Genomic DNA, 12,495 nt, shown 5'->3' with positions numbered 1-12,495 from the left:
TCAATTCTCCACCTTCACCAGTGCGACACGGCGATTCTTCGCACGGCCTTCGTCGTTGCTGTTGCTGGCGATCGGACACTGATAGCCGACACCGCATGGCGTGAGCCGTATGGCCGCCGAGGGCAGCCTCTTGCTCAGCGCTGCGACCACGGACGCGGCACGGTTTTGGGAAAGCTCGATATTACTTTCAAATTTGCCCACGGTGTCTGTATGGCCGACGACGAGCAGGCGCAGAGAGGGGTCGGACTTCAGCAGTTTAGCCACTTCTTCGAGCGTGGAGTCGGACTCCGGCTTTAGCGCGGCGGAGCCAGTATCAAAGTGAAAGCCGTAGAGGTTCACCGAGCCCTGCTGAATGATCCCAGAGGCCATTTCCTCTGCTTTGACGAGCACCATCTTCTCCTCCATGGCCTGGGTCTCGATCAGATCCACCGCGATCACAGGCACTCCGGGTTGCGGCTGCAAAACCTTCGGTGTGACGGTGCCTGCTTTGTAGTTTGCAACGAAGAGCGCCAGGTGAGCGCCTCCTTTCTTCGCGGCAAGGTAGCGCGCACCGGGATGGCTGATGGCAAAGGTGCCGCCGGGCCGGTGCGCAAAAAGCGAGTGAAACAGCAGACCTTTACCAGCACTGAGTTCGTCGCCGGTGCCTTCCCACAGCGTCTCCCAGCCTCCAGAGGCGAGTTCGCTCTGATAGTTTTTAAAGACTTCCAGCGCCGTGCGGTTTGGATCATTGCTGACATAAGTGACCTTCGTGACCTTCCCCTCCAGCGTGAGACTCTTGGCGAAGAGATTCACATTGCCAGGCTTCTTGGTCAGTTTGCCCAGAGGCAGCGTGTAGCTTTCAAAAGCCTTCTCCTCATAAAATGTCGTGCGCGTGCCCTCATAGCGCTTCAGTCCTGCGGGATCTTTGGAACCGGGAACATCCTCCACGCCCTGAGCGCTCAGGAATGATGACAGGCCGGTGAAAAGGGCGACGACGGCGATCAATTTGAGGTTCATAGGCATTTCATACAATGGGTGCGGACAAAGGCTAAATCAAACTGGCTGGTCATGCCATTTGAGGGAGGTCAGGCAATCTGACATCTTTCTTACAACTCATTTACGTGCGCCTGACGCATCGTTTTCGATCTGTGGGAGAATACAGCCATACAACGAACCGAAAGCGGTTCAGTCAAAACTTTCAAATAGTGGTTCCTTCTGGCTGTTGGACTCTATCAAGCAACGGGGCGGATCGTGTGATCCGCCCCGTTTGCTTTTTTTCGAAACAAACGACGGGCCAAGGCGTGTGGCACTGGAATGTTTCTGATACCGAAATGCTTGATTTCCCTGCGCATGTCCCGAAGGTGCAGCAATCGCCGCCAACCTTAGACGATGAAATTTGCCATTTTCGGAGACATCCACGCCAATCTTGAAGCCCTGCAGACCGTTCTGTGGGATGCTCAGGAACAGGGTTGTTCCAATCACGTCTGCCTCGGCGACATCGTTGGCTATGCGGCCAATCCGGTAGAATGCCTGCAGACCGTACAGGATCTCGGCTGTCCCGTCGTACGCGGCAACCACGATGAAGGCGCCGCCTGCGAGAGTTCACTCGAAGAATTGAACCCTCTGGCCCAGAACGCCTTGCTATGGACGCGCGAACAGCTCAGCACGGAGCAGCGCCAATGGCTGCGGGATCTGAAACTGGTACGCCAGGTGCGCGACTTCACCATCGTCCATGCCACGCTCGATTCCCCCGGCAACTGGGGTTACGTGACCAATCGTTTTGATGCGATGGCCAGCTTCAGCTACCAGTTCACCCAGGTCTGCTTCTACGGCCACACGCATGTACCGCGCATCTTTGAAAAAGACGATGCCGTGCGTGCCGCCCGTGGCACAGACCTAGCCCTTCAGCGCGGTGTGAAATACTTCGTCAATGTCGGCAGCGTCGGGCAGCCGCGCGATGGCGACTGGCGGGCCTCCTATGCCATTTACGACGTGCAGGAGCAGACGATCTCGATCCGCCGACTGGAATACGACATCGAAACCGCGCAGGGTAAAATCCGCGCCGCTGGTCTGCCATCTCTGCTGGCCGACCGCCTTGCCTTGGGCAAATGAGCGCCGCCACGCGCCAGCTTCCCAGCCTGCGTGATTTCCGCTCCGCGCTCATCGTCAAACCCAGTTCATTGGGAGATATCGTCCACGCGCTGCCTGCCGTAAAAGCGCTGCGTGTCGCGCATCCTCATCTAAAAATCCGCTGGCTCGCCAACACCGAATGGACACCGATTCTGCAGGGCAGCCCACTGCTCGACGAGGTGATCCCCTTCCCGCGCAAAACTTTTCGCGGTCTCGCCGGTCTGCTGCGCTTCTGGAACTGGCGGCGCACCTGGATGACGCTGCCGCGTGAGGAACCCGAGATCGTGCTCGATTTCCAAGGTCTGCTGCGCAGCGGAGTGGTCAGCAGCTGGCGTGGCTCCCAAACCGTCATCGGACTTTCGGATGCGCGTGAAGGCTCCCGCCTTTTTTACAATCACACGGTGCCCGTGAATGCCGGTGCCCATGCCGTGGACCGTTATCTCGAACTTCCGCGCGCCTTGGGCATCGAGATCGAGCCGGACGACAACTCCTTTGAACTCACCCCTGGTGCAGCCCCCACCGGCTGGCCGGACGCGCTGCAAAATTTCATCGCCGTGCATCCCTGGTCGCGTGGCGAGGGCAAATCCCTCTCGAATTCCGCCTTGCAGGCCCTGTGCGATGCCCTGGCTCCGCATCCGGTCGTCCTCGTTGGCATGACGGCTGATACGACTCGCCCAACAGGCAGCCATATTCACGACTGGAGTCAGCGCACCTCCCTGCCGGAGCTGATCTGGATCATGCGTCGGGCGAAGTTCTGCATCAGTGTGGACAGCGGCCCCATGCACATCGCCGCTGCGGTCAATCCGCAGACACTCGGCATCCATACTTGGAGCGATCCTCGCAAAGTCGGTCCGTATCCGTCCGGCGTTCACGTCTGGAAAGGCGGACGCATCGCGACGCGGAGCGAATTCAGTGCTGAGGAATGCCAGCGCGATGCAAGCGTGACCGATCAGGACGCACGCGGCATCGGCGAATGGGTATGCCAGAGACTGGCCTGAGGTAATGGCGCTTACTTTTTGGCAGCGGCGTCTTTGACCATCTTCACATACTTGGCGGGATCCGCTTTGAAGTCCTTGAGGCAGGATTTGCAGCAGAGATAAACGTCCGTGCCTTCGTGAGTGACTTTGACCGGCTTGCCCATTTCACCGCCGAAAGCTTCGCCGGAGACGGCGCAGGTTTTGAGCGGGTAGGCGGCGGGAATGCCTTCAGGGGCGGCATGCAGGAAACTGACGCTGCAAACAGCGGTAACGAGGAGGAGAGCAAGAATGGCTTTCATAAGGGTGGGCAGTGGGTGATTTAACGGGGAAGTTTAGACAGATATTTGGGCTGATTGGCTTCAAATTTTTTCACGCAGGGCTTGCAGCAGAATTTGATCTCCTGACCGGCATAGACCTTCGTGACAGGATCGCCCATGGATCCGAGTGTGTTGCCGCTGACGAGGCAGGTCTTGAGAGGATAAGGCTTCGTTCCCGTGGCAGCCTGAAGGCTGAATGAGGTGAGTAACAGTAGGATTGCGAGTTTGGTTTTCATGGGTGGGTTTGGTTAAAATCTGAAGCCGAGGCCGGCACCAAAACCATAATCAGTATGGTAGGCGGTGGAGAGGGACAGACGCTTGGTGAGCATGTATTCCGCGCCGAAGGCGAGCTCCCATATCTGCTGCGTGTCATACTGCGCACGCGCATTGACGCTGAAGCGCGGAGTGATTTGAAAGGTCTTGCCGATGTTGAAGCGGAAATCGCCGGTGCTGCCAACATTCGCGGTGAACACGACCAGATAGGGCAGCCGATACCAGAAGCCCGCGATCGCACGATTTTCGGCACCGGAGATGTTGGTGAGGCGTGCGCCGGTGAACGCGCCGAAGTTGGGATTGAAATAGCGCTCGTAGAGGAGATCGATTTCGTATTCGGTTTTGCCGTTGGTTTGTTGCCAGCCGATTTCCCATGGCACACGCAGAGCATTGCGACCGCTCATCAGCGTGGCGGTGCCGTCGGAGAGCTGGGAGAGCACATTGAAGTCAGCAAATGGGTAGAGCATGGGCATGGCGTGCTCACCCATGGCAGGCATGTGCGACATGAGATGGGGCGAAGCCCCGCCCATTGGCAGCGCCTTCTGATAACTGACGATGCGGGCCATACCCTCCATCATGTGATAGAGGATGTGGCAGTGGAACATCCAGTCGCCCTGCTCATTGGCCTCAAACTCGATGGTGCGGCGTCCCATGGGCGGCACATCAACGGTGTGCTTCAGCGGCGACCATGCGCCCTGCCCATTGAGCAGGCGGAAAAAATGCCCGTGCAGATGGATGGGGTGATGCATCATCGTGTCGTTCACGAGTTCCATGCGAAGAATTTCGCCGCGCTTCACCGGGATGACGCCGTCTTCATCGATGGTCTTGTCATTGAATGACCAGATGTAGCGCTGCATGTCTCCGGTGAGGCGCAGCTTCATTTCGCGAACAGGCAAGCCTGCAGGCAGAGTGGTGGGTTTCACGGAGCGAAGCTTGCGATAGGGAGCCATGGGCCGCGCTGGCGCTGGCTCGGTGCTGTCGGCATCCATGTCATTCAGCGCAGCCATGAGCATGTCATCCATGCTGTAGAGATTTGGTTTGGGCACGTCCGGCGCGGGATGCTCAGTGCCACTGCCAAAAAAAGCGCTGCTTCGACCGGAACCGTCCTGCGCTGTGGCGCGGAGTTCCCATCGTCCATTCGCTGGCACGGTCAGGAGGACGTCATACGTTTCTGCGATGCCCATCAGCAGCCGCTGCACTTTTACCGGCTGCACCGGCGTGCCATCTGCCGCGACAATAGTCAGCGGCCCCGTCGCGGACTCCAGATAGAAATACGTGGCTGCACCGGCATTGATGAAGCGCAGGCGCACCGTCTGGCCTGCTTTCGCTGGAACGTCAAATTGGCGCAGGCCATTGATGAGAAACGCATCATACGCCACGTCCGAGATGTCCATCGGCGGCATGCGTGAGCGCTCGCGGGCGAGGTAATCCTTGAGCATGCCCTTTTGCATGGCCCCCACGATGCTCTGCGCCGTACCTTTCTTCACTGGATACCAGTTCGTGCCACGCTTGAGACTGCGCAGCACTTCGTGCGGGTTCTCATTCGTCCAGTCGGAGAGCACCATCACCTGGTCCACATCCGCATGCTCGGCTTCGCCTCCATGTGGCAGCACCACGATGCTGCCCAGCACGCCGCGCTGCTCCTGCAATCCAGTGTGCGAATGAAACCAGTAGGTGCCCGCATGCCGCAGTGGGAAGGTGAAGGTGTGCGTCTGTCCAGCTTTGATCGGCGGCGTGGTCACGTAGGGCACGCCATCCTGCTCATTCGGCAGCAACAGCCCGTGCCAGTGAGTGGAGGTTTCCTCATGCTTCAGCCGGTTGTGCACACGGATCACCGCTGTGTCCCCTACACGGAATCGCAGCGTGGGCCCGGGCATCGTGCCATTGATGGTCAGCGCTTTCACCGGCTTGCCAGCAGGAGACAGCACCTGCTCCGCGATCTCCAGATCATACTCCACCGTGGCCGCAACCAAAGGCGACGGCAAAGCGCCAGTCATCAGACTGAGGCAGGCGAGTATGAGAGAACGGGGGTTCATTCAAGACGTCAAACACCGTGGCTCATCGAAACCCTCGACAAATCTCATCATCCCGCAATCAGCGCCAAAATCCGCATAGTTTCCGCAAGGGTTTGAGCGCACGGTGGTGTTACTTCATGGTACATTATCCTCCTGATCCCATGAACGACGATCAACTGCACCAGCTCCTGCGCGAATCTCCCGCGCCTATTTCGTTGCCCGGCTCCTTCACACGGGAGGTCTGGGCGCGTATCGAGACTGACGCCCCACCCTCGCTCAGTGCTGCGCTTTCGCAGGCCTGGCAATCATGGCTTGGAACACTGGCACGGCCGGCACCTGCTTTGGCCACCATTTCCGTCTGCATGCTGCTGGGCGGCGGCTTCGGCTGGATCAAACACCGCGAGACCTTCCACACACAGGGTGAGCTGGCCTATGCCGAATCGATCAATCCCTTTCTGCGCGAGGTGCAGCAATGAAACTCGGCCTGATCATCCTACTCGTCGCCGTCATGCTCGGAGTGGGCATGTTCTTTGGCTCGCAGCAGATACTGAAACCATGCGACTGTGCAAACACGACACCAATGCCGGTCGAACACGACAGCCTGCTGCCCGAACTCGCATGGCTGCGACAATCGTTGCATCTCACCGGCGAGCAGTTTGCCAAAGTGCAGGCTCTGCATCTGGCCTATCAGCCAAAATGTGCGGAGCTGTGCATGCGCGTACATCATTCTGATCAGGCGCTGATGGAGTCCTCCTCGCGCAGCCGCACGGTGTCGGGGGATGTGGTGACACTCATGTGCGCACGGGCCGATCTCACTCTCGAGTGCCAGCAGGCGATGCTGCAGCATGTCTATGAAACCGCCGCCTGCATGGCACCTGCGCAAGCGGACTATTACTTGAAGATCGTTCTGCCCCATGTGCTGGGGCCAGATCACTCACGGGCGGCTGCAGACCATGCGTCCCACTGAACCACCCGCATGCCTGACACGCCTCCCGACGCCGACATAGCCGCAATGCAGCGACTCGCTGCTGACGATGATCTGGCGCTGAACGATCTCATGCATCGCTGGAAGGACAAGGTGGCCGCGTTTCTCCTGCGCATGACCGGCAATGCCGCCACGGCTGTCGATCTCACTCAGGAAACTTTTGTGAAGCTGTTTCAGAGCCGTGCGCGCTACCGCCCCACAGCGCCGTTTCCGACCTATCTTTTCCGCATCGCCTCCAATCTCGCCCGCAATCATGCGCGCTGGAACCAGCGGCACCCCACGGTATCTCGCGATAACGAAGACGATCATGTTCCCGAGAGTGTGGAACCACAGCCCGGCCCGGATGAGCAAATGGAACGCAGTGAAAAGATGCAGCGCGTCGAAGCCGCTCTCGCCGCCCTGCCCGAGGATTTGCGCGAGGCCATGCTGCTTTTCACTTACCAAGACATGAGCTACGCAGAGATCGCCGCCGCCGTGGGCTGCACGTCCAAAGCAGTGGAAACGCGCATCTATCGCGCGCGCCAGATTTTGCGCGCCGCGCTCGGTGGTTCGCAGGCGGACTGACTCTGCCTTGTCATGCAGTGTGCATGCCTTGTGGCCTACAAGGGTTTGCCAAAGCACCGGGGTTTGTCTGGTTGAAGCAGATGCTTCTTCAACTCTCAACACAACCCACATCATGAAAAAGAAACTCATCAAATCCATCATCACCGGCATCATGGCCGTCAGCTCATTGGCTCTCGTCTCCTGTCAGGCCACCACTGCCAAACACGCCAGCTGCTGCCCTACCAGCGCGGTGACCTGCAGCAAGTGCCACACCGTCACGTTTAAATCCCCCTCGGTCACCTCGGCTCCTGGAGACAAAGGCATCGTCACCCTGCACTCCTCCAGCCATATGAGCTGCCCGGATTGCGAGACCAAGCTCGTCGCCTGGGGCAAGAAGGGTGAACTGCCTACACACACCTGCAAGAGCTGCGGCGGCACCCTGCATCATTGCTCGACCCACTAAGCTGGAGCGTGGCATACCCCAAGGGCGGCGTCTGTGATCCAGACGCCGCTTTGTTGTTAGCGGGCGTGCGGGGCCTGCAGCGTGGAAAGCGCCTCTGGGAGCAGACACCAGCAATTTGTGAGCTACCGCTCCATCCGCAGCGGGCCACCGTTCCGGACCTCTGTGAGCTTGCCGTCCCGAATCGTAACGCCTCCGTTCACAATGACATGAGTGAAGCCCTCCGCGTAATGGTGGGGATCACTGAAGGTGGAAGAATCACCGACCTTGGCAGGATCAAAGACCACGATGTCGGCATGGGCACCCGCTTTGATCGCGCCACGGTCTTTGAGCTGAAAGGTCTGCGCCGGCAATGAAGTCATGCGGCGCACGGCTTCGGACAGTGTGGTCAGTTTCAGTTCACGCACATAGCGGCCCAGCACCCGTGCGTTGTTGCCGTAGCTGCGCGGATGCGGCACGTCCTCGCCGAGACGACGCGGGCCGCCATCGCTGGCGATCATGGTAAGCGGGTGCTTCAGGAAGGTGCGCAGATCGTCTTCGTTCATGCCGTGAAAAATGGCGCTGGCACCACCTTGGGCTTCGATCTCAAGGATGACTTCGATTTGGTCTTCAAGAGTGTCTGCGCCGCGCCGCATCTTCGCGGCTTCAGGAATGGATTTGCCATTGAGCGTCGGGTCAGCCTTGCAGCGGGCGATCACGGCGTAGCTGTAATCCTTGCGCCCCTGGCGGCTGCGCATCTCGGCCATGCTGGCGATGATCGCGGCTTTCTTCTGCGGATCGGCAACACGGGCCACGAAGTCCGCATGCTCGCCTTCCAGAGCGCTGTCCGGCAGAGTCTGGCGCAGGCCGGTGCTGGAGGCGGTATAGGCATATTGATCCTGAGTGATTTTCAAACCAGCAGCCCGCGCCTCGTCGAGCACCTTGAGCACCTCCTTGGCCTTGCCCCAGGCGCTGGGGCCGGAGAGCTTGATATGGGAGACTTCAGCGCGGATCTTGGCCTCCCTAGCAATGCGAATGAGTTCGTCGAGCGCCTGAAAAATACGCGTCGTCTCGTAGCGCATATGGCTGACGTAAATGCCGTCATGGGCGGCGGCGATTTTCGCCAGCGCAATAAGCTCATCCGTCTTGGCAAATGAGCCTGGCACATAGATCAGACCTGTGCTCAATCCGACCGCTCCATCCTTCATCGCCTGTTCGACGAATCCTTCCATCGCAGCGAGTTGCTCAGCATTCGGCGCACGGATGAAACTGCCGCCCATGCCCTGCTCACGTACAGAACCGTGACCGATCAGCGTGGCCACATTGAGAGCGACTTTGGATTCCTCGATCTCCTGGAAAAACTTCGCCACGTCCGTGCGTGAATGACCGCAGTTGCCGGTGATGATGGTCGTGACGCCCATGCGCAGAAAATTCTCCGCCACCGGGATGAGGCAGATGTCTTCCGAGTGGGTGTGGACGTCGATGAAACCGGGGGCGGCAACTTTTCCACCGGCATCAATGATCGCATCAGCGGAGCCTTTCACCCGCCCCACCGCCACGATGCGACCGCCCTTCACCGCAATACTGCCATGCTCCAGCGGGCCACCGCTGCCATCCGCGATTTGTGCATTCTTGATGAGAAGATCGAAATCCGCCCCGAAGACGGAACCGGCGAGCAGGCAGGCGAGGGAGAGGCCAAGTTTCATGGTGATAGGGAAAGACGTGACTGATGGCACGGACATTGCCAGGATTCCTTTTGCCAACCCGGCCTCCGCATTCCATATCTGCACACCATGCTCGACCTCACGAACAAGAAAATCGCCCTCCTCATGGGTGGCCCCGGTTCCGAACGCAAAGTTTCACTCAAGACCGCCGAAAGCGTCGCTGAGGCGCTTCGCAGCAAGGGGGCCATTGTCATCGAAGTGGATGTCACCGGCCCGGACTTCGAAGTGCCGGAGGATGTGTTCATCGCCATGAACCTGATTCATGGCACCTTCGGCGAGGACGGTCAGATTCAGGCCATTCTGGAAAAGCGCGGCATTCCCTACACGGGTGCAGGCGTGGTCAGCAGCCGCATTGCGTTCGACAAACTCCTGAGCAAGGAGCGCTTCATTGCCGCCGGCGTGCCGACACCGCTTTCGCAGACCTATCCGCTGGATGGCAGCCAGCCGCTGGCGATCTCCATGCCGCTCGTCGTCAAACCACCACGCGAGGGTTCCAGCGTCGGCGTGCACATCTGCCATGACCAGGCAGAGCTGGATGCCGCCATTGAAGACGCGAAAAAATTTGGCCATGACACCCTGATCGAAGACTATGTGTCCGGCAAAGAACTGACGATCGGTATTCTCGGCGATCAGGTGCTGCCGATCATTCACATCGAGCCAGTCGAAGGCTTCTACGACATCAACAACAAGTACCCATGGATGGGCGGCACCGGCAAAACGAACTATAACTGCCCCGCCGACCTCAGCCCAGAGGTGACCAAGGCCGTGCAGGACGCTGCGATGAAAGCCTTCCGTTCCTGCGGCACCGAAGTCTATGGCCGAGTGGATGTCATGCTGCGTGACAGCGACCAAGCCCCCTTCGTGCTCGAAGTGAACACCATACCCGGCATGACCAGCAGCAGCCTGCTGCCCAAGGCCGCGAAGGCCGTGGGCATCGAGTTCCCGGATCTGTGCGCTAAGATCATCCAATTGTCGATTGCCGCCAGGCCCTGAGATCCCTCAGGCCTTGGCTGGTTTCCGCAGCCACAGATCACTGCAAAACAGCAGCACGCCGAGCCAGATCAGGCCAAACGACACCAACGACGCGCTGCTGACGGGCTCGTGATACACGAAAGCTCCCACCATGAACTGACCGGTGGGCGCGAGGAATTGCAGCACGCCAAGCAAGGCGAAAGGCAGTTGCCGTGCACCATGTGCGAAACCCAGCAGCGGAATTGTCGTGATGACGCCAAGTCCCACGATGAGCAGCAGATCATGCGCCGAAGCCGTCCCCCAGATGGGCAAACCGCTCTGCTGCGCCCAGATCAAATAGATCACCGCCACCGGGATGCCGACAACGGTTTCCACCGCAAGTCCCGGCAATGAGCCAAGCGGCGAACGCCGCCGCGCGAGGCCATAGAGCGCAAAGCTCACTGCCAGCATCAGGCCAATCCAGGGAAACCTCCCCAACTGCAGCAACTGCGTCAACACACCCAAAGCAGCGGCGGCAATGCTGAGCCTTTGCAACCGCGACAAACGCTCGCCAAACAATCGGCTGCCGATGAGCACATTCAGCAGCGGATTGATGAAGTAGCCGAGGCTGCAATCAAGAATCCGCCCATGCTGCGCCGCCCAGACGAAGACGCCCCAGTTGATGGCGAGCAAGAACGCGGACCACACATGCGCTTTGAGCAGACGCGCGTCCCGCAATGAGCGCATGAAGCCCGACCACTCACCTCGCAGCATCAGCAGGGGTAGCACGATGGCCAGCGTCCACACGACACGCTGAGACAGCGCCACACCGCTGCCGAGATGACCGAGCTGTTTCCAATACACCGGCAGCACGCCCCACAGGCCAAAGGCGACCACAGCACTGAGCACTGCGTTGGTGGGTGGTTTTTCAGGATTCATGCGGTCGGGTTTTGCGGGTGTAGAGAATGAAAAGCGCCGCCACGATGCCAAGCGCAGCATTCAGTCCCCACAGCACCGTGGGGTGATGATCATAGAGCGACATGCCGAGCGCGGAACTGGCGGTGCTACCCGCGCACCATGCCAAGCTGAGAAAGCCGACATAACGTCCACGCATATCTTCGGGTGCGAGGCTCGCCGAGTAAGCCTGCTGCCGCGAAAACGCGGACATCTCACCGAAGGTGAACACGATCATCATCAGCACGAATGCGGTGAGCGAGCCACTGACAAGGAATGTGAGGAAACTGGCCCCCATCAAGATGTAGCCAATCGCGAGCACCAGTTTCACCGGCCACAGGCGCAACCCCGCCGCCAGCGGCACTTCAAACAGGCAGATCATCACGCCATTCATGGCGAGCACGAGGCCGCACCAGTGCAGCGGCAGGCCATTGCGCTCGAAATGCAGCGGGAAGGTGGTGTTCGTCTGCCGGAAGATCCATGCCGTGCAAAGGCACGCGCCAAACAACGCGAGAAACGCGTGATTGCTCCGAATCGACTGCCACGCATGCCCCCAACCCGCGTGCTCGCGCGCCGTGCGTCTGCCTCGCGGTAAAAACACCCACGCAATGATGCCAAAGAAAAACGAGGTGGCAGCATCCACCACGAAGAGCCAGAAGAACGAATACTCCGCCAGGAAACCCGCCGTCGCCGGCCCAAGAGACCACGCGAGATTGACCGCAAACCGCTGCACCGCATAAGCGATGACGCGGTGCTCCGGCGGCACGATGTCCTGCACCAGTGCCGCGCTGGCCGGACTCCCCGCCTCATAAATGGCCCCAGTGATGAAGGCCAGTGCAGCCAGCGCACGCCAGTCCACCGCCTGGGACATCGCGATCATGCACCCCGCGCCCGCGAGCGCTGAAACCGCCATGGTGACATTCCGGCCCAGGCGGTCGGCCATCCAACCACCGATCCAGGCGGCAATAAATCCGCCTAATGAGTATGCAGCCACGGCGTAACCAGCCTGCGTCGCCGTATTGCCATTCCGCGTGATGAAGAGCGCCAGAAACGGCACGACGAAAACGCCAAACCGGTTGACGAAAGTAGCGCCTACGAGAACCCAGAAGGGTCTGGGCAGCAGGTGCAGTTGAGAAAACAGAGACATGGTTGAAAGCAGAAAAAGAGATGCATGGGAAAGTGGGTGGATGAGCAAGTACACAAAACGG

General features: G+C 59.4%; 14 protein-coding genes. 7 read left to right on the top strand and 7 right to left on the bottom strand.

Annotation, left to right across the window (positions count from 1 at the left end; genetic code table 11):
• Entirely contained in the window at nt 1-996 is a 996-nt protein-coding gene (locus PSV43_RS07100) for an OmpA family protein (RefSeq protein ID WP_300194956.1), read from the bottom strand.
• A gap of 372 nt (nt 997-1,368) precedes the next feature.
• Here PSV43_RS07100 and PSV43_RS07095 point away from each other — a divergent pair, with 372 nt between their 5' ends.
• A complete protein-coding gene (locus PSV43_RS07095; protein WP_300194954.1) occupies nt 1,369-2,091 on the top strand; it encodes a metallophosphoesterase family protein in 723 nt (240 codons plus the stop codon).
• Nucleotides 2,088-3,107, top strand: coding sequence for a glycosyltransferase family 9 protein (locus tag PSV43_RS07090; RefSeq protein WP_300194952.1), 1,020 nt, complete (start codon nt 2,088-2,090; stop codon nt 3,105-3,107). Before PSV43_RS07095 ends, PSV43_RS07090 begins: the two co-directional genes overlap by 4 nt.
• 11 nt (nt 3,108-3,118) lie before the next feature.
• Here PSV43_RS07090 and PSV43_RS07085 read toward each other — a convergent pair whose 3' ends face one another.
• From PSV43_RS07085 to PSV43_RS07075, 3 genes are read right to left on the bottom strand one after another with little or no spacing between them, the layout of a single operon-like run.
• On the bottom strand, nt 3,119-3,385 hold the full coding sequence (locus PSV43_RS07085; protein ID WP_300194950.1) for a hypothetical protein: 267 nt from the start codon (nt 3,383-3,385) through the stop codon (nt 3,119-3,121).
• Between the two features lie 20 nt (nt 3,386-3,405).
• Nucleotides 3,406-3,639, bottom strand: a complete 234-nt coding sequence (locus PSV43_RS07080) for a hypothetical protein (protein WP_300194948.1) — start codon at nt 3,637-3,639, stop codon at nt 3,406-3,408.
• Nucleotides 3,640-3,651: 12 nt separating this feature from the next.
• A complete protein-coding gene (locus tag PSV43_RS07075; RefSeq protein WP_300194946.1) occupies nt 3,652-5,712 on the bottom strand; it encodes a multicopper oxidase domain-containing protein in 2,061 nt (686 codons plus the stop codon).
• A 140-nt stretch (nt 5,713-5,852) separates the two neighbouring features.
• Here PSV43_RS07075 and PSV43_RS07070 point away from each other — a divergent pair, with 140 nt between their 5' ends.
• The 4 genes from PSV43_RS07070 to PSV43_RS07055 all read left to right on the top strand — a co-directional run bounded on the left by PSV43_RS07070 (nt 5,853) and on the right by PSV43_RS07055 (nt 7,682).
• A complete protein-coding gene (locus tag PSV43_RS07070) occupies nt 5,853-6,167 on the top strand; it encodes a hypothetical protein (protein ID WP_300194944.1) in 315 nt (104 codons plus the stop codon).
• Entirely contained in the window at nt 6,164-6,658 is a 495-nt protein-coding gene (locus PSV43_RS07065) for a hypothetical protein (RefSeq protein WP_300194942.1), read from the top strand. The genes PSV43_RS07070 and PSV43_RS07065 overlap by 4 nt, the downstream gene beginning before the upstream one ends.
• Nucleotides 6,659-6,667: 9 nt before the next feature.
• Nucleotides 6,668-7,240, top strand: a complete 573-nt coding sequence (locus PSV43_RS07060; protein WP_300194940.1) for a sigma-70 family RNA polymerase sigma factor — start codon at nt 6,668-6,670, stop codon at nt 7,238-7,240.
• A 112-nt stretch (nt 7,241-7,352) separates the two neighbouring features.
• A complete protein-coding gene (locus PSV43_RS07055; protein WP_300194938.1) occupies nt 7,353-7,682 on the top strand; it encodes a hypothetical protein in 330 nt (109 codons plus the stop codon).
• Nucleotides 7,683-7,804: 122 nt separating this feature from the next.
• Here PSV43_RS07055 and PSV43_RS07050 read toward each other — a convergent pair whose 3' ends face one another.
• A complete protein-coding gene (locus PSV43_RS07050) occupies nt 7,805-9,364 on the bottom strand; it encodes a D-aminoacylase (protein ID WP_300194935.1) in 1,560 nt (519 codons plus the stop codon).
• Nucleotides 9,365-9,451: 87 nt separating this feature from the next.
• On the opposite strand from PSV43_RS07050, the gene PSV43_RS07045 reads away from it, so the two are divergent.
• Nucleotides 9,452-10,375, top strand: a complete 924-nt coding sequence (locus tag PSV43_RS07045; RefSeq protein ID WP_300194933.1) for a D-alanine--D-alanine ligase — start codon at nt 9,452-9,454, stop codon at nt 10,373-10,375.
• A gap of 6 nt (nt 10,376-10,381) precedes the next feature.
• Here the strand turns inward: PSV43_RS07045 and rarD are convergent, their stop codons facing one another.
• Nucleotides 10,382-11,272 (bottom strand): EamA family transporter RarD, encoded by an 891-nt coding sequence (rarD, locus tag PSV43_RS07040; protein ID WP_300194931.1) that lies wholly within the window; start codon nt 11,270-11,272, stop codon nt 10,382-10,384.
• Nucleotides 11,262-12,434, bottom strand: coding sequence for an MFS transporter (locus PSV43_RS07035; RefSeq protein ID WP_300194929.1), 1,173 nt, complete (start codon nt 12,432-12,434; stop codon nt 11,262-11,264). Before PSV43_RS07035 ends, rarD begins: the two co-directional genes overlap by 11 nt.
• Nucleotides 12,435-12,495: the final 61 nt, after the last annotated feature.

Source organism: Prosthecobacter sp. (genome assembly GCF_029946185.1).
Lineage (GTDB): Bacteria > Verrucomicrobiota > Verrucomicrobiia > Verrucomicrobiales > Verrucomicrobiaceae > Prosthecobacter.
This window is presented reverse-complemented; position numbering and strand designations above follow the sequence as displayed.

Excerpts from the sequence above, each read along its gene's own strand:
- PSV43_RS07095 (WP_300194954.1), top strand. The coding sequence starts at position 1,369 with ATGAAATTTGCCATTTTCGGAGACATCCACGCCAATCTTGAAGCCCTG.
- PSV43_RS07100 (WP_300194956.1), bottom strand. The coding sequence starts at position 996 with ATGAACCTCAAATTGATCGCCGTCGTCGCCCTTTTCACCGGCCTGTCA.
- rarD (WP_300194931.1), bottom strand. The coding sequence starts at position 11,272 with ATGAATCCTGAAAAACCACCCACCAACGCAGTGCTCAGTGCTGTGGTC.
- PSV43_RS07055 (WP_300194938.1), top strand. The coding sequence starts at position 7,353 with ATGAAAAAGAAACTCATCAAATCCATCATCACCGGCATCATGGCCGTC.
- PSV43_RS07075 (WP_300194946.1), bottom strand. The coding sequence starts at position 5,712 with ATGAACCCCCGTTCTCTCATACTCGCCTGCCTCAGTCTGATGACTGGC.
- PSV43_RS07085 (WP_300194950.1), bottom strand. The coding sequence starts at position 3,385 with ATGAAAGCCATTCTTGCTCTCCTCCTCGTTACCGCTGTTTGCAGCGTC.
- PSV43_RS07090 (WP_300194952.1), top strand. The coding sequence starts at position 2,088 with ATGAGCGCCGCCACGCGCCAGCTTCCCAGCCTGCGTGATTTCCGCTCC.
- PSV43_RS07035 (WP_300194929.1), bottom strand. The coding sequence starts at position 12,434 with ATGTCTCTGTTTTCTCAACTGCACCTGCTGCCCAGACCCTTCTGGGTT.
- PSV43_RS07065 (WP_300194942.1), top strand. The coding sequence starts at position 6,164 with ATGAAACTCGGCCTGATCATCCTACTCGTCGCCGTCATGCTCGGAGTG.
- PSV43_RS07080 (WP_300194948.1), bottom strand. The coding sequence starts at position 3,639 with ATGAAAACCAAACTCGCAATCCTACTGTTACTCACCTCATTCAGCCTT.
- PSV43_RS07070 (WP_300194944.1), top strand. The coding sequence starts at position 5,853 with ATGAACGACGATCAACTGCACCAGCTCCTGCGCGAATCTCCCGCGCCT.
- PSV43_RS07045 (WP_300194933.1), top strand. The coding sequence starts at position 9,452 with ATGCTCGACCTCACGAACAAGAAAATCGCCCTCCTCATGGGTGGCCCC.
- PSV43_RS07060 (WP_300194940.1), top strand. The coding sequence starts at position 6,668 with ATGCCTGACACGCCTCCCGACGCCGACATAGCCGCAATGCAGCGACTC.
- PSV43_RS07050 (WP_300194935.1), bottom strand. The coding sequence starts at position 9,364 with ATGAAACTTGGCCTCTCCCTCGCCTGCCTGCTCGCCGGTTCCGTCTTC.